Here is a 24,919-nt window from a genome sequence, read left to right as displayed (position 1 = left end):
GGTTTATGATGAAAAAACAGTTTACAACGATGATGTTAACAGGGACGCTTTTGCTTGCTGGCTGCTCCGGTGGGAGTAGCGCACCAACAGTCTCAAAAGAAGATGCTTTGGCAAATACAAATGCGACGGGTTTCCCGATCGTGAATGAAGCAATAGACCTCACCTTTTTCACTGGCAAAGCAACAGCCAACAACGATAATTTTGAAGAACGCATGGTGTGGAGCACGTATCAGGACCAAACCAAGATGAACATCAATTTTGAAGAAGTTCCTTTTGAAGGACTTAGCGAGAAGGTCAATTTAACGTTAGCCAGCCAGGATTATCCTGACGCGTTTTATTCTGCGCGCCTAAATTCGAAAGACTTAACGACGTATGGTAAACAAGGTGTGTTTATCCCATTAAATGACCTGCTTGAAGAATACGCACCAAATTTCTCCAAGTTGCTCGATGAAAACCCTGATTTGCGAAAAGGTCTAACGATGGCTGACGGCAATATTTATGCCTTCCCTTCCTTTTATGACCCTGAGTTTACGTCTTTGTTAATTGGAACACCAATTTGGGTCAAGCAATCGTTCCTTGATGAACTCGGCATGGAAGCACCAACGACAACAGAAGAATTTTATCAGTACTTGAAGGCTGTGAAAGAAAATGATCTAGTGGAAGGCGAAGAAATTGCTTTCAGTGGCACAAGCCTAGACAACATGATCATGCAGCTGAGAGGCTCTTGGGGCGTCGGCAATCGTGGTTTGGCACATAAGCATGTCGATGTTGATCCAGAAACAGGCGAGCTTCGTTTTACAAGAACACTTGACGAGTACAAAGAGATACTCACGTATATGAACAAGCTATACACAGAAGGTCTCATTGACCAGGACATCTTTACGCAGTCAGGCGCTGAGTTCAATGCCAAAGGTGCAGAAGGGCGCATTGGCGCTGTATTGACGGGTAACCCAGTAACACAAATGACACAAGACGATTATGTGGGCCTAGGTGCGTTGGAAGGGCCGGATGGCGATAGCCTGTATTCACATGTGAAACAAAGCCTTATGCACATCGGCGCTTTTGCGATTACAGACCGTAACCCTTATCCAGAAGCGACTGTGCGTTGGATGGATCACTTCTTTGGAGATGAAGGCGCGACCTTTTATTTTATGGGTAAAGAAGGAGAGACTTACAACGTTGCTGAAGACGGGAAGCTCGCTTATACAGAGAACATTACAAACAACCCAGATGGCTTGAGTCAGGACCAGGCGTTAGCCGAATACTTCACATGGCTTGGCGGCAGCTATCCTGGTATTGTGAAACAAAAATATTTTAACGGTTCAGAAGCATTGCCAAACGCGGTGGAAACGGGAGACCGCATCGAACCACATTTGCCAGAAGAGATTTGGAATGCGTTTAACTATACAGACGAAGAACTACAGTTTATGAGCTCTACAGCGGCAGATATGGAAACATTTATTGGTGAGAATGAGGCGAAGTTTGTCACAGGTGAAAAACCACTTAGCGAATGGGACAGCTACGTTGAGCAGGTCGAAAGCATGGGCCTTGATCAGTATATGGAAATTGAAAATGCAGCCTATGAGCGTTACACAACAGCAGAGTAAGCATAAAAAAGAGAGCGACCTGATCAGTGATCAGGTACGCTCTTTTTTCTCTATGATAAAGCTCTTTTGCAATCCCTTTTCAACTATTTTTCCATTAGTCCCTTACGTAATGGCATATTTTCCACCTGATCTTCAGCAATAACCTCTCGTGCGGCTTTTATAAAAGAGCAGATAATGGGTGAAAGCCACTTGTCTTTATGCCATAACATCTGGGTGTACACGTAGAGGTCCGGGATTTGCCATGGAAGAGTAACGAGGTCGCCACGTGCCAATTCAGCTTTCACTACGACCTCCGGGAGAAAGGCAATCCCGATGCCTGTAATGGCACATTGTTTAATCGCTTCGGCATTTTGAAACTCCAAATGCGTAATCGTATCAATGCCTTCTTGCTCAAATGAGCGATCAAACATTGTTCTATACATGCACCCTTTCTCATTCGTCAGAAAGACTTCTCTATGAAAATCGTCCATTTGCAATGAAGGTCGTTTTGCGAGTGGGTGGTCTGGAGCGGCGAAAAAGCGAAACGTTTCTTCCACCATTGATTCAATGGCGAGTCCGGTAGAGCGGATTGGTTCGTCTAACATAAAGACGACATCTGCAGTTCCGTCAAAGAGCGATTGCTTGAGCTGTTGATTGGGAACGGTGCGGAAGATAAGGCGCACTCCAGGGTGGCGCGAACGGAATAAGTGAAAAACATCAGGAAGCCGATAGGCGCAGAGAACCTCGTTCGCACTAATTGTTAATGTCCCGGTCAGCTCTTCATTGTCATGAACGATGCTGCGCGCTTCGTCCACTTTGTCGAGCACAACTTGGATATGCATTAAAAAGCGCTCGCCCGCCGTTGTGAGGACGAGCTGCTTACCGAGGCGGTCAAAAAGACGCACCCCAAGTTCTTCTTCCAATGCTTTCATCTGCATCGTGACATTGGAAGGGACGTAGTTCAGCACTTCCGCAGCTCGACTGAAATTTAATGTTGAGGCAACCGTTCGGAACGTGTTCAATTGGCGCAATTCCATTATACGACTCTCCTTTGACTTTCAATAATATTGAAAGCTATATTGAATTTTGCTCACTTTTATTGAACGTCTCTTGAAACTATACTAACAATAAGCACGATAATTTGAAAGGAGATAACAACAATATGGAATATGATGTTTATGATTTGGGTGACGTAGCTTTGCAATCGGGAAAGACATTACCTCGCGCTTTTCTTGCTTATAAGACATATGGAAAACTAAATGAAAAGAAAGACAATGTCATTGTTTATCCTACAGCTTTTGGTGATCAGCATGTTCAGAATGAATGGTTGATTGGAGAGGGAATGGCACTAGATCCACAAAAATATTTTATCATCGTTCCTAATCTTCTGGGCAATGGGTTGTCTTCGTCCCCCAGCAATACGCCTCCGCCATTCGACCGGGGGAACTTTCCGCAAGTAACCATTTATGACAACATCAAATTCCAGCATCGGCTCGTGACCGAAAAATTTGGCATTCAAAAGATCGCCCTTGTCGTCGGATGGTCCATGGGGGGCATCCAATCCTATCAATGGGGAGCAAGTTATCCGGAGATGGTGGAGCGTATTGCCCCTTTCGCCGGTGTGGCCAAGACGTGGAACCATACGTATGTGGTGTTAGACGCAATGAAGGCTGCGCTTATGGCGGCCATTGACTTCGATTCTAGCAGAGTTAACGAGCTAACTTCTAAACATATGCGCACCGTTGGCCGGGTTTACGCAGGGTGGGGCGTATCGCAGGCATTTTATAGAGAGGAACTTTATCGTGAGCTCGGGTTTGAGGCATTGACCGATTTTGTGTCAAGCGTCTGGGAAAAAAGCTTTATGGAGATGGATCCGCACAATGTCCTCGCTATGCTATCGACAGGACAACAAGCCGATATTAGTGCAAACCCCACCTATAATGGAGATTTTGAGAAGGCGCTTAATAGCATAAAAGCACTTGCTTGCGTCATGCCAGGGAGCACAGATCTCTTTTGCGCGGCGGATGATAACGAATACGAGGCAAAGCAAATGCCAAATGCCGATTTTCGTCCGATTGAGTCGATCTGGGGTCATTTTGCCGGTCGCGGGATAAACAAGACCGATAATCAATTTATTGATAATCAGCTTAAACGCTTGTTGGGGAGATCTTTAGAAGTTAGAACATTTTGAAATTAGTGCAGAACTACTGTAAAAGAGAATGCGAAATCAAATGGAGACTAAAAGCATGCCCGATCACTGATCAGGCATGCTTTTAAAGGGGTGGGGAATGGCAGTCGGCCATTTAGGTAAAGAGATACAAAGCATCACGAAGACATAGAAAAAATACAAAAGACATAAAAAGAGAAAGGCAAAGCCCCCACCTGCGGACATCTCATCGCCTTTGTAGGTGATTGGGTATAGCCAGAAAGCGAAGCGAAGAAGACCGAAAGCATAAATCCCATGCAAGAAAAATGTGGCGACCCGACTCAGTACTGAAGGCAGTCGACGCGTGACATAAAACAGAATAACCGTGAGCGCCACGAAGTAAACAATCCCTAAACTAGTCATAAGCCCATCTGACCAGCCAATGAAGCGATCAATTCGATAAATGTTCATGTACAAAATGCTCGGGATGGCAAGACCTAAGCCATACAACGCGGCAGTGAGGTTCACACGGATAAAAAGTGATAGGATGACAGATGCCCTCCTTTGGTGTAATTTCCATTTTGGTCCAGTGTACTATGATAGAGTGGTTTTGAGAAGAGAACATACTAAATTCTAATAGAATTTTAAAAAAACAGGATATTCCTCGCTTTAGAATCGTGTACTAAGTAGGAGGTGAGCAATTGGACCAGAAATCAGCGATGTCAGACGAGGAAGTGGGGGCTTTTTATGACCGCCATGCCGATATGGTGTACAGACTGTGCTATGTGTATTTGAAAAATCGAGCGGATACAGAGGATGCGGTGCAATCCATTTTCCTCAAAATGCTAAACCCACACCCGTCGTTTAGGGATCTGGAGCATGAGAAAGCATGGCTGATCGTAACGAGCAAAAACCATTGCAAAGATTTGCTGAAAAGCTGGTGGAAACGACGCAAGGTAGACCTCGACGTGCTGCCAGACCAAGTGACTCATGAAAATGGCGGTTCAAACAATGAAGTGCTTGAAAAGCTGTTGGCCCTGCCACCAAAGTATAAAACCATTTTGTATCTCTATTATTTTGAGGATTATTCTGTGAAAGAGCTAGCAGATCTTCTAAAAAAGAAGGAAAGCACGATCCAAACACAGCTCGCTACAGGAAGAAAACGCCTTAAAATTGACCTGGGAGGGACGTATGAGAGATCCTATCAGACGCGCATTTGATGACCTGACCCCAAGCCAGCAGCAAAAGGCGAAAATGCGTCATGCCATGTTTGCCGAAAGAATATCGAAAGAAGAAAAGTCGAAGCCGCGTTCACTCAAGAGAAAACTGCTTGTGACCATTATCGCTATGACAACCCTTTTCATTGTGTCTACAAGTGCTTATGCCGCCACAGGTGGTACAGTCTTTTCAAGCATTCAGAAGAAAATGGAAGAAGTGTTTTTCTCGAATGGTGATTCGGTTGATTTTTATGTAGATGAGGAGGGCAATGGCTACGTTGGTATTGGGGCGGATAATGAAAAAGATGAATGGCTTGTGAATGAAGTGAATAATAAACTCATTTTCAAATTAAACGGTGAGGAAATCGATATTACTAAAAACTTAAAAACGCAAGGGTATTTTATTTATGGATATCGTGACGATAAAGATATTCTTCACAGAATATATATCGTAAAAAATGCCGGAGGAACAAAAGATTATGCTGAGAGATGGTATTCCCAATCTGAAAGGTTGCCCGAATTAGGTCTAGGTGGAAATAGTCAGGGCTTAAGTGGTCCTCTTGCTCATACAATTATGGATGCAGAAATACTTGCGAAAACTGGGCAAGGTGACTTAGAAGTCTTACTCAAAGAAAAGTTAGAGGAATATTGGGAAGAGTATGGGGGTTGATCTACTAGAAAGAATAGAGTAGGCAGCAACAACGAATTATAAAGCTGAATGCACTTATTCCAATCTTCCTTTGGTCTTTTTTGCTAAACCTCTACGACTTTGGTCGTCTTTTTGTAACGACGGTAGGGTTGTTGACAACTGTTGGCGAATACTATCGTACAAACAAAGAGCGTGAGCGGGGGATGATGATATGGAGAGGTTATTTAATGAACTTAAGAAGAAGCTGCTTCATGATTTAGAAGCAATTGATGCAAAGGGATTCGCAGAAAAACAGGCCTATTTCCGATTGACCTTTGAGACGTTGGAGCGATTAGCCTTGTTAGCTAATGAGACAGACCTTGTGGAGGAGAGCAGTGAGGCACCTGAAGAAAAGACGCAAAACGAAGTAAACTTGTTTCCCGATCTCCAATGGAAGTTTGAAGAGTCTTCAAAAGAAACACCGCCAGTTTTTCGGTTTGAACGAAAGCTGAAGGGGGGGATCCTCCCCACTATCGGTCAGTTTGTACCAGAATCAATGGTTCGCTCGATTGGCCTACATCATGGTGATTTGGTCGAGTTTTTGGCGGACCCCCACGATCATAAAAACCATCAGTTTGCACTCTATGAAAAGATCGCAGAGGAACAACCAAACCGTGCAGAAATTACGAGAGCCATTTTGGAGAGAAATGAACTTGGCTATTCCGTCTCATCATTTATCGGCCTCGATAGAGAAACGCACCTTATTCGTTACAGTGATGGAAGTCCACTCACGTTACGCATCCGCGAAAGTGATGTTCACGATTATCATTTGCGTGAAGGCGATCGTGTGGATGTGGCCTATTATCGAAATAATCTCTCCTCCGCACGAGTCATTTGGCGTCAATCAGGCGTCTGAAAGGTTACTGTGAGTGGTTGCATGAAGCATGTGTGCGATATGATCATGCCTCTTTTTCGCTAAAACCCGGACACTGCTGGTTAATCCAATCAAGCAACTCCTCATAGGCCTCGTGGCGATCTGTCGTGTTGGCAATTTCATAAAGCGCGTCACAAAACTTTTGCTCATCTAAATGGTGCATGTACTTATACTCAAATCCATGGACTGTGTAAACGGCAAAGTCCCAAATCGCAGAATGGTCACGGTCATGCGCCCCTTGTGCAATCGCATTGACGACCCTCAGAAGGGCCAGCGTGACAACGACATTTCCACGAGCATAATGCCGAATGGAAGCGAGACCTGTGTACAAGTATTCATCATACGTCAAGTCATTGATAATCAAGCGAAGCTCTTTTGCTTGATTGCTCAGGTAAGGAGTGAAACTCGTGAACTGCGAAATATGTATGAGCAAATCACCGATTTCTTTGATTGTACCAATGGCGGTTTTTGGATCATCATTTCCTAGTGCACGGATTGCAATTTCAACAAACTTATTTATGCTGAATTCAATGTCTTGTACTTCCGTTTGCATGCGACCGGTGTGGAAATAGGCAAGGTAGTTGTTTTTATTAAGCGGTTCTTCGGTTTGCTTCCAGTACGTAAATAAAGGTGTCGAGCGAAAGACATATTGACCGACACGATAATGCAGCTTGAGAACGACATCATCCTGGTTCGTTTGATGAATAAGGGATTCAAAATCGATTGTTTTCAAATAACCGGACGATTTAGCGTACACGACATGTCCATTTTCCTCCGTCAATTCGGAGATTTGTAGCTTATCCGGCTCAGCCGTTCGATGAGGCTCTACTTCATTGAGTAAAGATTGCTGAATGATGGCTACAGATTCTACCTTCATCGAGTGCGTCATGTTGTTAATCTGCAGCCACTTCACAATATGATTGATAAAAAGGACAAATGCAGCGAGCGAAAACACAGCGAAAAAGGCAGACATCAATGGAAGCAAAGAAAATGTTTCGGTAGTTTCCTTTTGAGCCGATAGGAGAGAGAACAAAACGAACAGAAAACTCCCGATAAAGATGCCTAACGTCCGTTGTGTGACACGATGGAGCATAAAGTTCTTCAAGATGCGCGGCGAAAATTGAGCCGCAAATGCTGTAACAGCGGTGAGAACGCCATAGAACGTAAAGGAAGTTAACGACAAGAGCCCCGCCGTTAGCGTGCTGAGCAAGCTTTGTGTGAGTGACTGATCCAACGTAAGCCATGCTGGGAAATACTGATGCACATTCATGCCAAACTCTGCCCAAGCCGTGAGAGCAAACAAAATCGTAGCACCTAGAGCATAAAAAGAGGGCATTATCCAAAGGTTGGAGAACGGCACCTGCCATTGTTCACGTCGGGACATGCTCCGAAACCGTTTGATTGAATTGGTCAATTTTTTTGCTGAAACCATAAAGTTCTAATTCCCCTTACTGAATATACGTGGTGTCTACACCAATACCCGTTTTTCACGACAAAAAACCTATAAGCTCAGATGAACATCATCGTAGCCTATAGGTATCGTTGCAAAGGGTCCCCGAAAGCCCACCCTCACTATTGAAAAATGATCAGCACGTGGTAATCATAGGTAAAAAAATAACGGTACTCATGTAACAATTAGGGGGAAAACATTTAGGTGGGATTATACCCATTAGAGGCTTGACCCCGTACCTCTTCATAGTATTCTTAAGTTTGGAATTTTGTGCTCGCCTCATTGATCGCTAGCTACCGACTGCTTTGCAACGAAATTTATTAATGTTAGAGCAACTCGGTCAGCCAGTTAAGCTCCTGAATCCGAGTGTCCAGAAGACGATAGGACTTTGCCAAGTCATCCATTTGTTTTTGCAGCTGAGCCGTATCCACGACGGGCAGAAATTTCACTTCCGAACGGCTATAACGATCGTATTTGACACTGCCTTCAGAGACGACGGCTGAAAGGATTTTCCGCTCACTCGCGAGTATATCCCGTTCAACCAACGCGTCTGCAAGTGTTCTGTTATCGTCAAAGGCGATGTTTGCATTTGTTCGCTGTATCGCCTGAATCAACCCCTTTAGCTCAGCAAGCATGTGCTTCAGCTCTTGAAATAGTTGATCCGGCTCCTCTGCTGGCTTTTCGCCTTCCTGTACTAACGTGTTGCGCAGGATCCGTGCTTTCATCTGATCGATCCGCTTTTGCAGATCGGACCTCAGGATTAATGCCTCTGCTAGTTTCATCGACAAATCACCCTTTCTATTCTCTTCCAATAGTTTACCTGAAAAAGAAGAAAATTCAATAGCTGGTCTGTTCATACACCAAAGTTTATGTTGTGTATTCGTTCGAAGGATGATGTATATTGGGAGATAAAGATTATGCTTAGCGCTTAAATGGACAAGGAGATTCATCATGATAAGATAGAAGACACACAGCATTCTAATGCTCAAACAATGTTGTCACTTTGCTTAACACATCAATAATTACTTCATCTGGCAATGTTTCTACATGCTGGAAACGTCTGGCTGAAAGGTCAAAGCTTTTTATCTGGTCTGTAATAATTTTTCCGGTTGTCTTCACGTTCTTGTTATTAGGAATGTCTACAAAATAAAACCATTGATTCTCTGTGTTGGAAATGGGACAGAGGAGGACAAAATTCGAAAGTTGATTATAGGCGAGAGGAGAAAGGACCATGGCAGGACGCCATCCACTTTGTTCAAAACCTTTCTGTGGCGAAAAATGAACTTTAATAATATCTCCTCTTCCAAGTGAGAAGGGCATTAAATAAGCTCCTCTCCTTCCATACTATCGTCAAAGTATGCACCAGGTGCTTTTTGGGTTTTCATGATTTCCACAGCTTCGGCCAAAGTATGCTTTTTTTGTTTTGGTTTCAAAACAATCGCGTTGTCCATTATTTCAAGGGTAAGTTCACTACCTTCAGATAATGCCAATGTGTTCGTAATTGTGCGAGGAATGCGGATGCTTAAACTATTTCCCCATTGCTTTAAGGTGACAGACATAGGGTCTCCTCCTTCTTTTGTATGATATCTCATTATATCATCTCCTGATTACAATGTTAATACGATGTTGATACATCCTATGTTAAGGATTGACATAAGAGCACATCTTATTCAACTATTTTGAAAAATAATGAAGGATATCGCTTTGAACGACAATTCCTAATGCAGGTGATTGTTCAAAGCGCATGAGGTGAAAAAGTTTTACGAAGCGAACTGTCTGCCTGTATGAACACCTGATAAACAGGCCTCAATTGATCGAGACCTGTTTTCATTTTGTGTTTCCAATAAGTCGTTAGAAGCTCATTTAGCTCATCTAATCGTTCAAGCTTGGCTTTCTTGCGATAAAGATGTATTCCAGACCACGTCGATCGGGTGCATCGAGAATATCCTCGACGTCCAGACCTGACTTTTCTAGGGAACGAAGGACCTCATGCTTACTTCGGAACCTCAATGTCGACTCAGACGTAAGAATCTTGTCATCCTGGTGAAATCGAAAGGTATGGCGAAATGTAACGAGAGGCAACTGAATGCTAAGCAGGTCTGTCCACGTCTCGACTTTTCCGATGGATGGAATATCAAGCTCCTCAAACGTTTCTTCCTGTGTCCAGTTTTTCCATGCTTCTTTCGCAGGATTGCGAACTTCAAACATGAGCCTGCCGCCTGGACGCAATTGCTTTTTGCAGGCGATTAATGTTGCCATCCACTCTTCATCAGTGACAAAGACTTGAGCGACATTTCCGGTCATTGTCACTAGGTCAGCTTGTGCATCAGGGAGTGTGTCAATCGTGCCATGAAACCAGTTCACTTTGTCAGCATATGTTTTACGCTTAGCGACAGCAAGTGAGGCAGCGGCAGGATCGACTCCGATGACATCCACCTCTTGGGCAGCAAGTTTGCATGCAAGGGCGCCTGTGCCGCACCCAAGGTCAATGACGGTATCCGTCTCGAATTTCTCCGCCATCTGAAGATACAGGTCAAGATCAGGACGCTCTGGCAAATTCATTTCATCATAAAGGTCTGCAAGTCGTTGGTTTTCAAAATAGGCATCTGCCAACAAATTCACTCTCTCTTTCGTTTTTTTCTCTGTTTCTGGATCATCTTCATCATGGAAGAAGGATTTGTTTTCATTATCATCACCTCAGTGTATGTAGTGTATCTATATTAACAGAAATGATTTATTGTTTAAATAATTTAGATAGTGACATATAGAAATCATGTGTTTGATTTATACTGAACGAAATAGAGCCGTAGATGAAAGGGTGATTAAAGTGGAAGCGCTGCTCGCCAACGAAAGAATTGCATTAAGAGAATTCAGGGAATCCGATTGGGAAGGTGTTCACAGCTATGCCTCACGGGGAGAGGTCTGCCGTTATCAATCGTGGGGACCAAACACCGAAGCAGAGTCACAGGTGTTTGTGCAGGAGATCATTAGTGATGCTGCAGCACTTCCGCGGAAACGATATGGATTTGCCGTTACATTAAAAACGAACGACCAATTGGTTGGGGGAGGAGAGTTGAACATCCACAGTGTGACAAATCAGACGGCAGAGATCGGCTACATTATTCATCCCGCATATTGGGGACAAGGCATCGCAACCGATGTTGCCCGCCTGCTTATTGACTATGGCTTTAAGGGCCTTGGGATGCATCGCATTTATGCGACGTGTGATCCACGCAACACTGGGTCAGAACGTGTTCTCAGGAAAGTTGGCATGCAGAAAGAAGGGCAGATGCGGGAAACCATTCTGATCTCTGATGGCTGGAGAGATTCAATGCTGTTCAGTGTTTTGCGTCATGAATGGAAGTAACTGTTTGTTCTATAGTTTTTGATGCTAGTGCCCCATCAGGTAATGGAGATCTTATTCTATTTAGAAAAAAAGATGTGCGTGTTCTCTTACAAATGCCCATTTTGAAGACATTTTCTATAGGCAAACGGCTATACGTTCGCTTTCACCCTAAAGGGCACAAGTGCAACATCGACTCGAGAAGACCTCGTCATGTTTTCTTTACTACTAGAGTCTCACTAGTGACCGTTTTTGGTTAATGTAAAGAACGAATGAAATGAGATAGACCTTTTATGGTTCACTTCATTCCTTTACCAAACAACATTCGTGTAAAAGGCACCAGGTGATCTACCTTGAAACAGTGCACTTACTCGCCTTATTTGGTTGCCACACGGCTTTTTACCCTCTATACGAGACCGAGCCACAATAAACAATGTACGCAGAAACAAACATCAGCGTAGGCAACATACGTAGACTCTAGTGGGATCAGCGCGAGCTGAAGATCCCCTCGAAAAAGCCTGCTTTTTCGAGGAAGCTGAAGCCGTGCCCCACAGAAAGCGAAGTATTTTGACGGAGCGGTCGTCGTCATTCCCGTGCACCCTAGCGCATCTTCAACTCAAAAAGACCTCGTCGTGTTTTCTTTGCTGTTGGAGTCTCACTAGGTACCGCTTTTGGGTATTGTAAAAAAAGATCGACCTTGTTGATTCAATTTCGACCATGACCAACTAAGTTAGTTGAAAGGGCACTAGTAGGTTTAGAGTGGTTAGAACAGATAGAAAAAAATCGGTATATTAGATCAAGAGCCTCTGGTAAGAGGCTCTTTAAGAGCATTTTTTACTTATAGTATAGAAAGAAGTATTCGAAGATAAAAAACAACATTGATTGCAAATAAAGTTTTCTTGCTCTTTAAAAAAGCAAAAGACGGCAACCTACTTGTTATGAAGGATTAAATGTCCTTTGCAATTCCCCACCTCTCAGTACTCCACTCCCAAAGTTTCTTTGCACGTTCCACATCATAGGATTCATCCGATGAACGAATTTCACGGAGGCCGTCCCAGTAAGTAGCATTTTTGAGTTGTGGATAAGAGATAAGGTGAGCAAGGTCGGCTCCTGACTGCTTTGTGCTACGGACTCCGGGATGAATACCCGCATAACCGGCAGTACATGCCGCCATAAAAACTGCATAACCGGAGGGTAATCACGGGTAAGCGAAGAGCCCTTGCCTGGCATCATCCCAGGATTAAACGCCGTGACGACGATTCCGAGACGTGCCATGTTGACGCGCCGCGACAACTCATAGGTGAAATATAAATTGCATAGTTTGGACGTTGTATAACGAGTGCCCCCATCACTCGGTCGTTTAAGCCATCCAAAAGGGCATCCGATTTAAGTCGGTCTGACAGTTATGGAAAAAAAGCTAGACGAAGAGACTTTGGTACAATGGGTCAGTCAAATTTTTCATGATCTTGAGTTGATATTTACCAAAGAAGGCTTTTCGAATACCTATTTCCGCACGAGGTTCAATGTAACAAACTTTCTCAAGTCGTTATACTTCAGGGTTGGGTTTAATGACAATAAGAGCAGGATAAGGGATGTCATTAACAATCACTTGAAGGAGCTCCATGAGAAATTGTATGGGGGTTCATTTTCATGATGCGAGTGTTGGCTTAGCTTCTAATACGACAGAAATTCAATTAGCAAAGCAATAGTCCACCGAAGCGATACCATTGTATAAGATAGTTTTCAAATCAAATGGTCAGAAAATTATCTCTTTACGATTTAGCAGTAGTATGGTACGTTTTATATAGAGATAAGATATAAATTAAACGACAAAACATGCATTTTCTACTGTGCAAATGGGTACAGTGAAAAAGAGACGATGCTGGTAACATCGTCTCAATCAGCAAGTGTCAGCCTTTAAAGGCGGCTCGTTAAATTACTTCTTTCTGTAGGAACCGCCATTCAGCTTTCGTCGGCTATGAGGGCGGTTTTCCTTATGCCTTCTTTTCTTCAAAAAACGCTTGAGCCACTGAATAAGGAAGGAACAGCCTTCCCTGATCAACGCTCTGGCGATTTCAATGAATAAGAAAATAATAAGAAATTCCATGGTTCTCACCTCCTTTCATCGGAGACCTCCGATAGAAAGTAAAGTGAGCCTGCCCTTAAAAGCCGAATGGCACCTGCTTAGGCAAGTCTATCACAATTTTAGAATGGTTAGAATAGAGAGAAAATATATCGGTGTATATGAAAAAAGAGCTCCTGGAAGGGGGCTCTTTTGCGTGTGTTTTTTGTCTATATTATAGAAAGAAGTGTTCATGGATGAAAATACAACATGGATTGAAAAAGATTGTTTTTGATTTTTCCTGCCACCCTAGCACTCTATATGTGATAAAAAATTCGCTCCCCTTGTAAAAAAGGCACAAACAATTCACGGCATTGTCTTGGCAACTTTTCCTTCATTCCAGCATGAACGTTTTCGTTATCCATTTGAAAGGTGTAAAAACCAATAATAGCACAAATCATGAGTCCTTCGATGTGCAAAAGAATCTCCTCGGTTACATGCGATTGGCCTAAATAGCTTTGCACAAACATGTCCCTTAGCTCAAAAGGAAGGAGCAGTGCACCCATTGCCACATCCGTTAGGTAAAAGCCAGATCCCCAAAAACCATAGTCAATGAAACTCAATTTGCCTTCAGGCGAAAGAAGAATATTGCCTTGGACGAGGTCGCCATGAATGAGCCCCCAGTAAGTCGGGTCATCTTTGATGGCTTCGAGGCGTGAATTAATCAAGCGAATCGTTTGATCCACTGTTTCAACAGTGTCATCAGTGAACAATCCTAATCTATGACCAACCTGGATCGATGACACCAAATCTAGATTGTGTGTCAAACCCTGACTCGGTCGATGAGCCATGCCGCTGTGCGGATAAGTTCGAAAAAACGCATGCAGGTTCGCTAACTCATGCCCAAGCGTTTTTGCAAGCTCAGGCTTGTCCAGGTCCTCATTTAGAACATCTCGGCCTTCAAGCCATGTTAGGAGAGAGCAATGGTTCTGCTTGTCATTTTCCTCTATCGTCGTAATCAATTCGCCAGCGTTGTTTCGAAGAGGCTTTTGCGCTAGGACGGTTCCTTGATTTTGAAGCGCCTCAAGCATCGTTAACTCCTCGAAAAGCCCTTTAGCTGAATGCTGCAGCCCTCGCATACCTTCCCTAAAAGGCTCATGAACTCTCAGTAAAAATCGGTTACCAACCTCATCATCCACACGGTAGGTACGGTTTTCATTGTGTCGGAGAAAAGTGACTTTAGGATTCTTAACAGGGTAGCGTCGCAGCAGAGTAAGCACATCTTCATTATTCATATTGATCAACTCCCGTCCTGTAATAAGGATATGAACCGTTATTCGCTTGAATGATCAGAAAATTATCGCTTTACGGAGAAGCTATTTTGCGTTACTATATAAATTATAAAAGCAAATGCATGATTTTCTGTGCGAATGGGTACAGTGAAACAAGAGACGATGCAACAACATCGTCTCAAGTAGCAGGTGCCAGCCCTTAAAGGCGGCTCTCTATTTTATTTTTTTCGGGAACCGCCCTTCAGCTTGTCATGGCCTTGAGGGCGGTTTTTCTTATGCCTTCTTTTCTTCAAAAGACGCTTGAGCCACTGAACGAGGAAGGCACAACCTTCCCTGATCAAGGCTCTTGCGATTTCAATGAATAAGAAAATGATAAGAAATTCCATAAGCTTCACCTCCTCTCTGCGAAGAGTCCGCGTGAGAGAAAGCGAGCCAACCCATAAAAGCCGAGCGGCACCTGCTTAGGCTAGTCTATCATAATTATTGAATGGTTAGAATAGAGAGAAAATATATCGGTGAATGAATTAAGTCCTCTTTTTGTGTGTTTGATTTTTATATTTAAAGCAGTATGTATGGATGAATATAACGTGGAGTTCAAAAAAATTCCTCCGTATTCAGGAAAACTATGTGACCCTAAATACGCCAAGTGAATAAAACTTGTCTCAAGCCGGGGCGAATCTCCTCGTGTTATAAGTATAAAACATAGGTGAAGCAAAATCGTCAAATGGTCAGAAAATTATCGCTTTACGGTTTAGTAATTGTATGGTAGGTTAAAACTAGAGATTTGTAAAATATAATTTACAAAACATGCATCATTTGCTGTGCGAACGGGTACAGTGAATAAGAGACGATGCGCTTACATCGTCTCGAATCGCAGGTGCCAGCTTTTTGGACGGCACGCAAAACTTATGAGTTATTTCTTGGGGCCGCCCTTCAGCTTACCACGGCAGTAAGGGCGGTATTTCTTATGCTTTCTTTTCTTCATAAAACGCTTGAGCCACTGAATAAGGTAGGAACAACCTTCCCTAATCAGGGCTCTGGCAATTTCAATGATTAAGAAAATGATAAGAAACTCCATAATTCTCACCTCCAATCCTAGGATGCATCCTAAGGAGAGAAAAGCGAGCCAACCCATAAAAGCCGAACAGCACCTACTTAGGCTAGTTTATCATAAGTTGAGAATGGTTTGAATAGAGAGAAAATATATCGGTGTATGTATAAAGAGCTCTTTTTGTGTGGTTCATTTTTATATCTGAAGCAGTGTATGCGCATTAAAATAACGTGAGTGCAAAAGAGTGCCACCTTAAAGGGGAAACTACGAGGCCTTTATTATAGGGTGTATGCCCAGTAATTATGGTCTGGCTCTAGTAAGGACGAATATCCTCGTCTCATAAGCACAAGAAAAAGGTCATTCGTCAAATGATCAGAAAATTATCGCTTTACGGAGTGGCAATTTTGAGTTAATATAAAAAATAATAAAGTAAATGCATGATTTGCTGTGCGAATGGGTACAGTGAAACAAGAGACGATGCAGATACATCGTCTCAAGTAGCAGGTGCCAGCCTTTAAAGGCGGCTCGCTCATTTAGAGCATCGTATTGGAACCGCCCTTCAGCTTGTCACGGCGTAGAGGGCGGTTTTTCTTATGTTTCTTTTCAAGAAGGAACGCTTGAGCCACTGAATGAGGGAGGAACAACCTTCCCTAATCAAGGCTCTTGCGATTTCAATGAATAAGAAAAGGATAAGAAATTCCATAAGCTTCACCTCCTCTCTGCGGAAGAGTCCGCGTGAGAGAAAGCGAGCCAACCCATAAAAGCCGAACGGCACCTGCTTAGGCAAGTCTATCATAATTTTCGAATGGTTAGAATAGAGAGAAAATATATCGGTGTATGATAATGTGCTCCATGATGGGGTTCTTTTGAGTTACGCCTTTTAAATTATATGGATAGAAATTTAAGGTCATGCACAATCATCAAATGATCAGAAAATTATCGCTTTACGGTTTTGCCATCTTGCGTTATGCTGTAGATATCAAAAATAAACATTGATCATGCATCATTTGCTGTGCGAACGGGTACAGTGAATAAGAGACGATGCGCTAACATCGTCTCGAATCGCAGGTGCCAGTCTTTAAAGGCGGCTCGCTCATTTAAAGCTTGGTTTTGGAACCGCCTTTCAGCTTCCTAGGGCGTAGAGGGCGGTTTTTCTTATGCCTTCTTTTCTTCAAAAGACGCTTGAGCCACTGAAATAGGAAGGCACAACCTTCCCTGATCAAGGCTCTTGCGATTTCAATGAATAAGAAAATGATAAGAAACTCCATCGGCTTCACCTCCTCTCTGCGGAAGAATACGCGTGAGGGAAAGCGAGCCAACCCATAAAAGCCGAACGGCACCTGCTTAGGCAATTCTATCATAATTTTTGAATGGTTAGAATAGAGAGAAAATATATCGATCACGAATAAAGAGCTCCTTGGCGGGGGCTCTTTTAGTATGATTATTTTTTATTAAATGCAGTGTATGTGGATGAAATTAACGTGAGTGCAAAAAACTCCTTACTTCTTAAAGAAGCCTTAGGTGATTAAAAACAATGGTTCCTCAAAAAAATGTGAGGTATTTTCCGTCAAGCAAACTTACCGGAAGTTCTCGTTAGTCGTTTTCCCTTGATTCTGTACCATATTGCTCTAAAAGAGGGTGAATCGTATCCGTAATGCTTTGGACGTTATTCATGATGTCTTTGAACTCACACTCTTTAAAATCAAAGGACCATTTGTAGAGTGAATTATACAAGCCATATGTATGCCGAGTTGGTTTCCCTTTACTATCAGTAACACCGTCACATAGAGAGGAAATGTCGGTTCTCAGCTGCTTGAGGTCAGTTTTCGCCAATTGGTTATCCTGAAACAAGCGCACTTTCAATATGAAGTCTTGCTCATTAAATTCCCAATAGAATTGCACAGGATGCCCGAGGATCTCTTGATCCAGCCATCCCTTCGACCAATTCATCACAGGGTTGTTGCTCCCGCTGTAAATGGTCCAATCCTCTTTCTGTGGAGATGCGTTTTTTAAATCGTCGTACATATAATAGAAGAGAGGGAAGAAAGGACGTTAGTTGCGTTCTCTCCAATACGATGCATTCCAGATGCCAGGCGCTTGGTCCAATGCATGCGAAATGTTGTCTTTGCAGTCGTTTTCTTGCTTTAACGCGCGGAGCCAGTCTTTATAGATGTAATGGTCAATTGACAAACATGAAAAGGAGTCAAGTATGTCTGGCAAACGAAAAACGGTAAAGGAATGGAGGGGAGGCACTTTACATACTTGTGAGGAACCGAATAAAAACAAAAGGAATTGAACGTTCTTCTTATCGCATTTCTTCTCAATGAAATCATGGCGAGTACCTTCTAACTGCTTGCTGTAGGGGATGGAATCTACTTTCATTTCAATGACAAAGTATTTCGTTGGTCGGTTCACTAACGCTAATTCAATCACAAGATCAATTTTCCGTCTGCGACCAAACGAATACTCTGGCTTACATGAAATGGATACTAATTCTTTTTGTGAGAATGGAACAGGCACACCACAAGCATCGTATAGTTTACTTACGACCTTATATTTATCATTTAATGGAACAAATGTATTTGTTGTATCTAAGAGCAAGCAAATAACCCCAGTATGCACCTTTTCAAATTGATAGCCTACGATATTCACGAAGTTACCGTTCATTTGCCTCCACCGATCCTTTTCTTCTCATTCGCTAAGTTAATTTTCCAATTGTGACAGAAGCTAAAAGAAGGTGTAGAAAAATTCCGTCCAAAATTTAATCAAAACTATTAAACACTATCCCTCCGAGTCCGATATATAAGATAACAAGGCAATCATGGCTTTGGGCCCGAAGCACAGGTTGCTCTTGGACACCCATTCGGGAGAACCTCTCATACCGAGAGTTCACCATAAAAAGGCACAAGGACGTGCCTCAAAACTACACATGGAGAGTGAAAACGAAATGATTATTAATCACAACCTACCAGCTTTAAACACGCACCGTCAATTACAGTTCAACAGCGCACAAAGCCAAGGAAACATGGAGAAATTGTCTTCTGGTCTTCGTATCAACAAAGCTGGCGATGACGCTGCTGGTCTAGCTATTTCTGAAAAAATGCGCGGTCAGATCCGTGGTTTGGAGCAAGCTTCTCGTAACGCTCAAGATTCGATTTCATTGATTCAGACAGCTGAAGGCGCTCTAAATGAAACTCAAAGTATACTTCAACGTATGCGTGAATTGGCTGTTCAAGCGTCCAACGGAACTAATACAACTTCAGACCGTGAGGAAATTCAAAAAGAGATTAACTCGCTTACTTCTGAGGTAAACCGTATTGGTAACACAACAGAATTCAATACGCAAAAACTTTTGGATGGAACAAAAGATAGTGTTGGTGGATCTAATGTAACAGTTGCAACAGTTACTGAAGGTGTTGAAGCTGTAACAGCGGTAGCAGCTCAGTCAGGAGTATATACTGCAACTGCTCCTGCAGCAAACTCTGATATATCGATAGATGGAGTAACAGTTAATAGTGGGGCAGATGTGAATGCATTGGCAGCTGCCATTAATGCTGATGCGACACTTAGCACGAAGTATACTGCTACTGTTAATGGTGGAGAAATAGAATTAACCCAAAATGCAGGTGCAGAGTCCGCTACGGGACCAACTGGTGACCTTGTATTTACTGAAGATACTGCTGGAATTGAAGAAGTAGTAGGAGTTACAGCTGTTCAGGGTGAATTCACCTTTGATTTACCAGCTGGTGAAGGTAATATCACAATTAATGGTGTCGAGTTAACTTATGATGCAGAAGGTGATGGAACTTCATCATTTAAAGATGCTGCTACATTAGAGACTCTTATTGGTAATTCAACCGCCCTCACTGATAAATTCACTGTGAACCAAACAGATGGTACTTTCACACTTACACAAGTAGCTGGTGAAGAATCTGCTACAGCACCTCAAATAGCATATGAGGGTAAGGATGTACAATTCCAAATTGGTGCTAATGAAAACCAAAGCTTGAGTCTTGATATTTCTGATATGAGAGCTGAGGCATTAGGCATCACTGGTTCAGCTGGTGAAGAAGGTTTCTCTAATGCTCTTAATGTAACGGATGGAACGAATAGCACAAACGTAGAATTCGCTCTTGACGTTACAACTCACGAAAGTGCAGCGAATGCTGTAACTGTGATCCAAAGTGCAATTGATCAAGTATCTGCTGAGCGTTCTAAGCTTGGGGCTAACCAAAATCGTCTAGAGCACACAATCAACAACCTCGGTACTTCTGCTGAGAACTTGACTGCTGCAGAATCTCGTATCCGTGACGTTGACATGGCGAAAGAAATGATGGAGTTCACGAAGAATAACATCCTTTCCCAAGCAGCTCAAGCAATGCTTGCTCAAGCGAACCAACAGCCACAAGGCGTACTTCAGTTGCTTCGTTAATTTCTACACATCTTTAATTGCAACAAATCTTCGCGGGGGACTTCGGTCTTCCGCGTTTTTCTTACATTACGAATGTTTTCGTACGTGGAAAACCGTTCTTGCCACAGTACTCTCCTAAGCTAGTCCAACGTATTTTTGATAGGAGGGGTTGGTTTGACTATCAATCTCGAGGAAAAAACCTTCTTGGAAACACAAATCGATGAACTACAGAAACGGGACAACCTCCTTGCCCAGATCGAGCAAAAGCTTTACGCCATGAGAGATTTGGCAGCTCTTGTGCATGAAGGAGACCTCTCGGCAGACGAAACAGATTTAGTAAACGAACAGTTTCAGACGCTCAAAGAGGAAGTTCATTTGTTGGAGCAACAGTTACATACGGTCATTCACTAGGGAAGGAGGCATTCGAATGGATATTGCCGCAGTGTCGATTGCAATGAATCAAGGGCAGCTAAAGCAACAGGTCTCCCTTGCCGTAATGAAAATGGCGATGGGGACTGGATCCCAGCAGAGTTCTGCGCTCAGTGAATTGATGAATTCTGCCGATATTTCCGCTATGCAACGTGCAGCCCAACCAAACCTTGGCGGGAACATTGATTTAAAGGGATAACGGCATCATTGCTGATTTAAGCTCTTTCTATTATTCGACCTTTACATTTCTACGCGAGGACTTCGGTTCTTCGCTTTTTTTATGTCCTTTTTCATCTACTAGTGATTCGCCTAGACATTTCCCTTGGACGATTTCATCCCGTGTGTATACTGTTAAACAATACGTTCTGTTTCAAAACGCAATTCAAAAAGGGGTGCACACACATTGAAAACGGACAAGATTGGTGCAGCGTATCGGATAGTGGATGAGCAATGGTCAGAGGAGAAGTTCCAAAAGCATTCGCATGACCTGTTTGAAATTTATTGTTTTCATAGTGGGAACTGCCAGTATTTGATTGGGGACCGTATTTATTCACTTCAGCCAGGGGACGTCATCATTATGAATGGGCTGACACTTCATGGTGCCAGACCAGTTGCGACGGAGCCGTATCGACGGTCTGTGCTTGAGTTTTCGTCAGAGTGGATCGGTCCGATGCTAGATGAGCTGCAGCTGTCGGCATTGCTGTTGCCGTTCTACAAATTAAATCACTTTCTCTTTCGCGGTCTCTCAACCGCCGATTTAGAGGAGATGGATGAACTGCTTCGGCAGATTGCGATGATTCGGCACGAAGGCAAAGGTGTTCATGTGACTGATGAAGCCGCTTCATTTAACCTTCGTCTTCAGGAAGGGGAATTGTTTTCATTCATCCTGCGCATGCTGATGAAGCTATATCAGATTAGTCGTTCCCGTCTCCAACAGCTACCGCCACAGGAATCTGAAAAAAGCCGCTACGTGGATGAGATCGTTATCTACATTCAATCAGCCTTTCAACAACGTTTGTCGCTTGACGATATCGCCGAGCGACTAAATCTCAGCAAATACCACATGTGCCGCGTATTTAAAGAAATGACAGGCTTGACGGTGATGCAATACTTAACGCACGTTCGTTTGCAGCGGGCCAAATATTTGCTTGAAGTGGATAACGAAAAAACCATCTCTGACATCGCCCTTGAAACCGGGTTCGACACAGCCTCACACTTCAGTCGCATCTTCCGCAAACAAGTTCATCAGCCCCCATCCAAATATAGAAAGGAAAAAAAGCATCAACGCCACCCAGATACCATGCAACCCTAAACGCATTCACAGCCAAAACGTTGTGGATTTTTTAATGTGGTGATAACACGTGTCCTGTAAAGCATGCCGTTCATATAAAACGATTCGAAGACTTAAAGCAACCTTGAAAAATTCTAGAATTTTAGACCTGAGTTCATTACAGGATTGACGGTACCCGTTTGAAAAATTAAGGTATAGGAGAGCTTGGATGAGCAAGTAATTAAGGAGGCCCAAGTAGAATGATTTTATTCATTCAACTTTAACCAAGAGTAGCATCGCACAAAGCAAAAACATGGCTGATGAAAATGAAGTGGAGACAATGACTGAAAACAATGAAGCGCATGAAAGGCTAGCCAAAGCAATTGAGTTAAGGGAATATGGACGTGCAAAACAGGACAAAGTGATTTTGTCCGAGGCGCGTAACCTCCTATTAGAATTGCTGGAACAAAATCCGGAAAACGCAGAAATTACGTATCAAATTGGGATTTCCTATGATAATGCTGGATTAAGCGATAAGGCGATTCCGTATTACGTCAAAGCGATTGATCAAGGGCTATCTCAATCAAGTCTAGCGCGATGTCTCCTTGGTTTAGGAAGCACGTACCGACTTTTAGGACAATATCATCATGCTGTTGAGACACTTCGACGAGGAGTGACAGAATTTCCTGATCATCGAGGATTGCAAATTTTTTATGCGATGGCCCTTTACAATATAGGGGAGCATAAAAAAGCGATGGAACTCGTCTTAAATAATCTAATGGAAACAACTGATGATGAGACGCTTCAATACTTTAAACGTGGGATTTCTTTTTACGCGCAGCATCTTGATGAGACGTGGCCATCAAAAGAATAGGCAATCAAACACATTTGCTATGAAAGCTTAGCCCCTAAATAGTCAAAGTGAGTTGCTTATATCCGCGTAAGTGAGCTAGAAATTTTGAAACCAAGGTGGTCCCAAAGTTCATCGTTATGACTTTAGGGATAGCCTTGGTTTTTCTTTTATCTGCCATGTTTAAGAGGAACAAGGAAATCCAGTCGCTTGAATCTCGACGAGAAAGCTTAAATACCACTTCGCACTCCCACGAACGTGTCCCTCAATTCACATAGCAAGATCTGCTAAGTAGTCGCGCAAATCCAACAAGAATTTATAATCTAATAATTATGATAAATGATAAAGTGAAAAAGATACATTAAACCAACAATTGTTGCTTACTTAGAAAATGATAGCGCTGTCATAAACGAAAGGAGTGTCTTGTAATGCGTCCATCAAAGCTTGAGGCTCAAACAGAGCAATCGCCTCAAACAATCAGTCTTCGGGGAAAATCACGTCTGCCCCATTCAAGTCGCGTCTGGTATTTGTTTTTATTGCCGAGTCTGCTCGGCATTCTTCTCTTCATGGTGTACCCCATTCTTGAGTCACTTCGGCTCAGCTTTTTCCAAACGACTGGAGCGGCCGAGCAATTTATCGGGCTCGCAAATTTTCAGACCGTGCTCACATCCGGTCCGTTTTGGAACTCCGTATGGAATACTTTTTTTATCGGCTTTTTTCAGATCGCGATCACTGTGCCGCTTGGTTTTGTGTTCGCTTCACTCATCAATTCTGTATCGCGAGGGCAAAACTTTTTCAAAGTCGTTTATTTCCTGCCGAATGTCACGTCCATCGTTGCGGCAGCGATGATCTTTGCCTTTGTGCTGCATCCACAGATGGGGATTGTAAACTACTCGCTAGAATTTTTGGGACTCCCTACGCCAGGCTGGCTATCGGATCCATCGACATCCAAATGGGGCGTCATTATGCTGGCGGTGTGGCATTGGATAGGCTTTGTCATCATCATTTGCCTTGCCAACCTACAAGCCATTTCCGCGGAAATGTATGAAGCTGCACGGATTGATGGTGCCAGCGACCTGCAGCAATGGCTATTCATCACCATCCCAAACATGTCGTCAACGTTTGCCTTCCTTTTAATTACTGGCTGGATTGGAGCCCTGCAGCGATTTAACGAAGTGTACGTGCTTGGTGGCCCGAGTGGAAGCCCCGCGCGTTCGATTCAAACGATGGGCGCCTTTATCTACGAACGGGGCTTTACTGGCTTTGAGTTCGGCATTGCCTCGGCGGCAACGTACATTATGTTTATGATTATTCTCGTGTTCACCTTTGTGAACCTCAGAGTGTCGAACATGAAACTTTAGAAAGGGGGAACGAGCGATGAACCAAGCAACGAAAACGAAAAAAAAGTTCAAGCCACTAGATACTGTGAAATTTGGTGTGCTGCTTTTGTTTGGCTGCCTCCTGATGGCGCCGTTTGCGTGGATGGTTAGCGTCGGCTTTGATCGCACGGCAAATATTACGATGCCGTTTCCACCAAAGCTCATCCCTGACGAGCCGTCTCCGTTTAACTTCAATATTGTCTTTGAAAACGGGCGACTTTTGCAGTCGTATCTGAACTCCGCCATCGTGACGGTCAGCTCGGTGTGCATTACCGTCACCTCCTCACTTTTAGCGGGGTATGCTTTTTCAAAAGGCCAATTCAAAGGGAAAAAGATTCTCTTTATCATCGTCCTTGGCACATTAATGATTCCGATGGAGCCGCGCCTGATCCCGCTTTATCAGCTGTTCAATACCTTTGGATTGCTAAATACATTTTGGCCGCTCATCTTGCCGCCGCTCGTGAACGGTATGCTGATCTTTTTATCAAAACAGTACTTTGATCAACTGCCAAACACGTTACGAGAAGCGGCGCAGATCGATGGGGCAGGAGAGTTTAAAACCTTTTTTCGTGTGTTCATGCCATTGGCTGGACCAATCTCAGCGACGATGATCATATTGGCGTTTATTTGGAGCTGGAACGATTTTATGTGGCCGCTTGTAGTGTTAAATAATCAAGACTTGCATACGGTGCCGCTGTATTTGGCAAGCTTTTCGCTTGAAAATGGCACGAGTCTTGGTGGGCTAACAATGGCGTTGGCAACGGTCAGTATTCTCCCGATTGTTGTCCTGTATCTCTTTTTGCAGCGCTACATCATTCAAAGCATTGCGCTTAGTGGATTAAAGGGTGAGTAACAAGAGAAAATGGAGGAA

The 24,919-nt window shown here is 43.3% G+C and carries 27 protein-coding genes; 13 read left to right on the top strand and 14 right to left on the bottom strand.

All coding sequences use genetic code 11. From position 1 onward, the window contains the following. The first annotated feature begins 5 nt into the window (after positions 1-5). Positions 6-1,607, top strand: a complete 1,602-nt coding sequence (locus EV213_RS01695; RefSeq protein ID WP_133578740.1) for an extracellular solute-binding protein — start codon at positions 6-8, stop codon at positions 1,605-1,607. Positions 1,608-1,690: 83 nt separating this feature from the next. Here the strand turns inward: EV213_RS01695 and EV213_RS01690 are convergent, their stop codons facing one another. Further along, positions 1,691-2,623, bottom strand: coding sequence for a LysR family transcriptional regulator (locus EV213_RS01690; protein WP_133578739.1), 933 nt, complete (start codon positions 2,621-2,623; stop codon positions 1,691-1,693). Between the two features lie 125 nt (positions 2,624-2,748). On the opposite strand from EV213_RS01690, the gene EV213_RS01685 reads away from it, so the two are divergent. Continuing rightward, positions 2,749-3,777, top strand: coding sequence for an alpha/beta fold hydrolase (locus EV213_RS01685; RefSeq protein WP_133578738.1), 1,029 nt, complete (start codon positions 2,749-2,751; stop codon positions 3,775-3,777). Between the two features lie 63 nt (positions 3,778-3,840). Here the strand turns inward: EV213_RS01685 and EV213_RS01680 are convergent, their stop codons facing one another. Then, on the bottom strand, positions 3,841-4,203 hold the full coding sequence (locus EV213_RS01680) for a hypothetical protein (RefSeq protein WP_133578737.1): 363 nt from the start codon (positions 4,201-4,203) through the stop codon (positions 3,841-3,843). Between the two features lie 230 nt (positions 4,204-4,433). Between EV213_RS01680 and EV213_RS01675 the strand changes: the two genes are divergently transcribed. The 3 genes from EV213_RS01675 (at position 4,434) to EV213_RS01665 (ending at position 6,493) form a co-directional block, all read left to right on the top strand. After that, positions 4,434-4,952 carry an RNA polymerase sigma factor gene (locus EV213_RS01675; RefSeq protein ID WP_133578736.1) on the top strand — a complete coding sequence of 173 codons (519 nt, stop codon included), beginning with the start codon at positions 4,434-4,436 and terminating at the stop codon, positions 4,950-4,952. Continuing rightward, positions 4,924-5,619: a hypothetical protein gene (locus EV213_RS01670; RefSeq protein WP_166639118.1), complete on the top strand. Its 696-nt coding sequence runs from the start codon at positions 4,924-4,926 to the stop codon at positions 5,617-5,619. The genes EV213_RS01675 and EV213_RS01670 overlap by 29 nt, the downstream gene beginning before the upstream one ends. A 190-nt stretch (positions 5,620-5,809) precedes the next feature. Beyond that, positions 5,810-6,493: a hypothetical protein gene (locus EV213_RS01665; protein ID WP_133578734.1), complete on the top strand. Its 684-nt coding sequence runs from the start codon at positions 5,810-5,812 to the stop codon at positions 6,491-6,493. Positions 6,494-6,536: 43 nt separating this feature from the next. Here the strand turns inward: EV213_RS01665 and EV213_RS01660 are convergent, their stop codons facing one another. The 5 genes from EV213_RS01660 to EV213_RS01640 all read right to left on the bottom strand — a co-directional run bounded on the left by EV213_RS01660 (position 6,537) and on the right by EV213_RS01640 (position 10,574). Continuing rightward, entirely contained in the window at positions 6,537-7,943 is a 1,407-nt protein-coding gene (locus EV213_RS01660) for a DUF2254 domain-containing protein (protein WP_133578733.1), read from the bottom strand. Positions 7,944-8,287: 344 nt separating this feature from the next. Next, positions 8,288-8,743: a DIP1984 family protein gene (locus tag EV213_RS01655; RefSeq protein WP_133578732.1), complete on the bottom strand. Its 456-nt coding sequence runs from the start codon at positions 8,741-8,743 to the stop codon at positions 8,288-8,290. A gap of 196 nt (positions 8,744-8,939) precedes the next feature. Further along, positions 8,940-9,281 (bottom strand): type II toxin-antitoxin system PemK/MazF family toxin, encoded by a 342-nt coding sequence (locus EV213_RS01650; protein WP_133578731.1) that lies wholly within the window; start codon positions 9,279-9,281, stop codon positions 8,940-8,942. Beyond that, positions 9,281-9,553: an AbrB/MazE/SpoVT family DNA-binding domain-containing protein gene (locus EV213_RS01645; protein WP_133578730.1), complete on the bottom strand. Its 273-nt coding sequence runs from the start codon at positions 9,551-9,553 to the stop codon at positions 9,281-9,283. Before EV213_RS01645 ends, EV213_RS01650 begins: the two co-directional genes overlap by 1 nt. Positions 9,554-9,833: 280 nt before the next feature. Further along, complete coding sequence (locus EV213_RS01640) at positions 9,834-10,574, bottom strand: class I SAM-dependent methyltransferase (protein ID WP_133578729.1); 741 nt, start codon at positions 10,572-10,574, stop codon at positions 9,834-9,836. A 214-nt stretch (positions 10,575-10,788) separates the two neighbouring features. Between EV213_RS01640 and EV213_RS01635 the strand changes: the two genes are divergently transcribed. Next, a complete protein-coding gene (locus EV213_RS01635) occupies positions 10,789-11,328 on the top strand; it encodes a GNAT family N-acetyltransferase (protein WP_341770311.1) in 540 nt (179 codons plus the stop codon). 922 nt (positions 11,329-12,250) lie between these two features. Here the strand turns inward: EV213_RS01635 and EV213_RS01630 are convergent. The 7 genes from EV213_RS01630 to EV213_RS01615 all read right to left on the bottom strand — a co-directional run bounded on the left by EV213_RS01630 (position 12,251) and on the right by EV213_RS01615 (position 18,376). After that, positions 12,251-12,478: a hypothetical protein gene (locus EV213_RS01630; RefSeq protein ID WP_133578727.1), complete on the bottom strand. Its 228-nt coding sequence runs from the start codon at positions 12,476-12,478 to the stop codon at positions 12,251-12,253. A 762-nt stretch (positions 12,479-13,240) separates the two neighbouring features. Continuing rightward, complete coding sequence (locus EV213_RS20615) at positions 13,241-13,411, bottom strand: hypothetical protein (RefSeq protein WP_166639117.1); 171 nt, start codon at positions 13,409-13,411, stop codon at positions 13,241-13,243. Positions 13,412-13,683: 272 nt separating this feature from the next. Further along, on the bottom strand, positions 13,684-14,661 hold the full coding sequence (locus tag EV213_RS01625; protein ID WP_133578726.1) for a phosphotransferase enzyme family protein: 978 nt from the start codon (positions 14,659-14,661) through the stop codon (positions 13,684-13,686). A gap of 215 nt (positions 14,662-14,876) precedes the next feature. Next, positions 14,877-15,044, bottom strand: coding sequence for a hypothetical protein (locus EV213_RS20610; protein ID WP_166639116.1), 168 nt, complete (start codon positions 15,042-15,044; stop codon positions 14,877-14,879). Between the two features lie 527 nt (positions 15,045-15,571). Next, a complete protein-coding gene (locus EV213_RS20605) occupies positions 15,572-15,736 on the bottom strand; it encodes a hypothetical protein (protein WP_166639115.1) in 165 nt (54 codons plus the stop codon). 1,566 nt (positions 15,737-17,302) lie between these two features. After that, positions 17,303-17,662: a hypothetical protein gene (locus EV213_RS01620; RefSeq protein ID WP_133578725.1), complete on the bottom strand. Its 360-nt coding sequence runs from the start codon at positions 17,660-17,662 to the stop codon at positions 17,303-17,305. Between the two features lie 99 nt (positions 17,663-17,761). Next, the gene (locus EV213_RS01615; RefSeq protein WP_133578724.1) at positions 17,762-18,376 is read right to left on the bottom strand and encodes a hypothetical protein; all 615 of its coding nucleotides are present in this window, start codon (positions 18,374-18,376) and stop codon (positions 17,762-17,764) included. Between the two features lie 280 nt (positions 18,377-18,656). Between EV213_RS01615 and EV213_RS01610 the strand changes: the two genes are divergently transcribed. The 7 genes from EV213_RS01610 (at position 18,657) to EV213_RS01580 (ending at position 24,901) form a co-directional block, all read left to right on the top strand. Next, complete coding sequence (locus tag EV213_RS01610) at positions 18,657-20,141, top strand: flagellin N-terminal helical domain-containing protein (RefSeq protein ID WP_133578723.1); 1,485 nt, start codon at positions 18,657-18,659, stop codon at positions 20,139-20,141. 153 nt (positions 20,142-20,294) lie between these two features. Then, a complete protein-coding gene (locus EV213_RS01605; RefSeq protein ID WP_133578722.1) occupies positions 20,295-20,531 on the top strand; it encodes a hypothetical protein in 237 nt (78 codons plus the stop codon). A gap of 16 nt (positions 20,532-20,547) precedes the next feature. Further along, positions 20,548-20,748, top strand: a complete 201-nt coding sequence (locus EV213_RS01600; protein WP_133578721.1) for a YjfB family protein — start codon at positions 20,548-20,550, stop codon at positions 20,746-20,748. 204 nt (positions 20,749-20,952) lie between these two features. Next, positions 20,953-21,861, top strand: a complete 909-nt coding sequence (locus tag EV213_RS01595) for an AraC family transcriptional regulator (protein ID WP_133578720.1) — start codon at positions 20,953-20,955, stop codon at positions 21,859-21,861. A gap of 271 nt (positions 21,862-22,132) precedes the next feature. Beyond that, complete coding sequence (locus tag EV213_RS01590; RefSeq protein ID WP_243739947.1) at positions 22,133-22,693, top strand: tetratricopeptide repeat protein; 561 nt, start codon at positions 22,133-22,135, stop codon at positions 22,691-22,693. A 404-nt stretch (positions 22,694-23,097) separates the two neighbouring features. Then, the gene (locus tag EV213_RS01585) at positions 23,098-24,030 is read left to right on the top strand and encodes a carbohydrate ABC transporter permease (RefSeq protein WP_133578718.1); all 933 of its coding nucleotides are present in this window, start codon (positions 23,098-23,100) and stop codon (positions 24,028-24,030) included. Between the two features lie 16 nt (positions 24,031-24,046). Continuing rightward, entirely contained in the window at positions 24,047-24,901 is an 855-nt protein-coding gene (locus EV213_RS01580; protein WP_133578717.1) for a carbohydrate ABC transporter permease, read from the top strand. Positions 24,902-24,919: the final 18 nt, after the last annotated feature.

The sequence above is a fragment of the Aureibacillus halotolerans genome (assembly GCF_004363045.1).
Classification (GTDB): Bacteria; Bacillota; Bacilli; order Bacillales; family DSM-28697; genus Aureibacillus; species Aureibacillus halotolerans.
The sequence above is the reverse complement of the archived record's forward strand: the minus strand, read 5'-3'. Positions and strand labels throughout refer to the sequence as shown.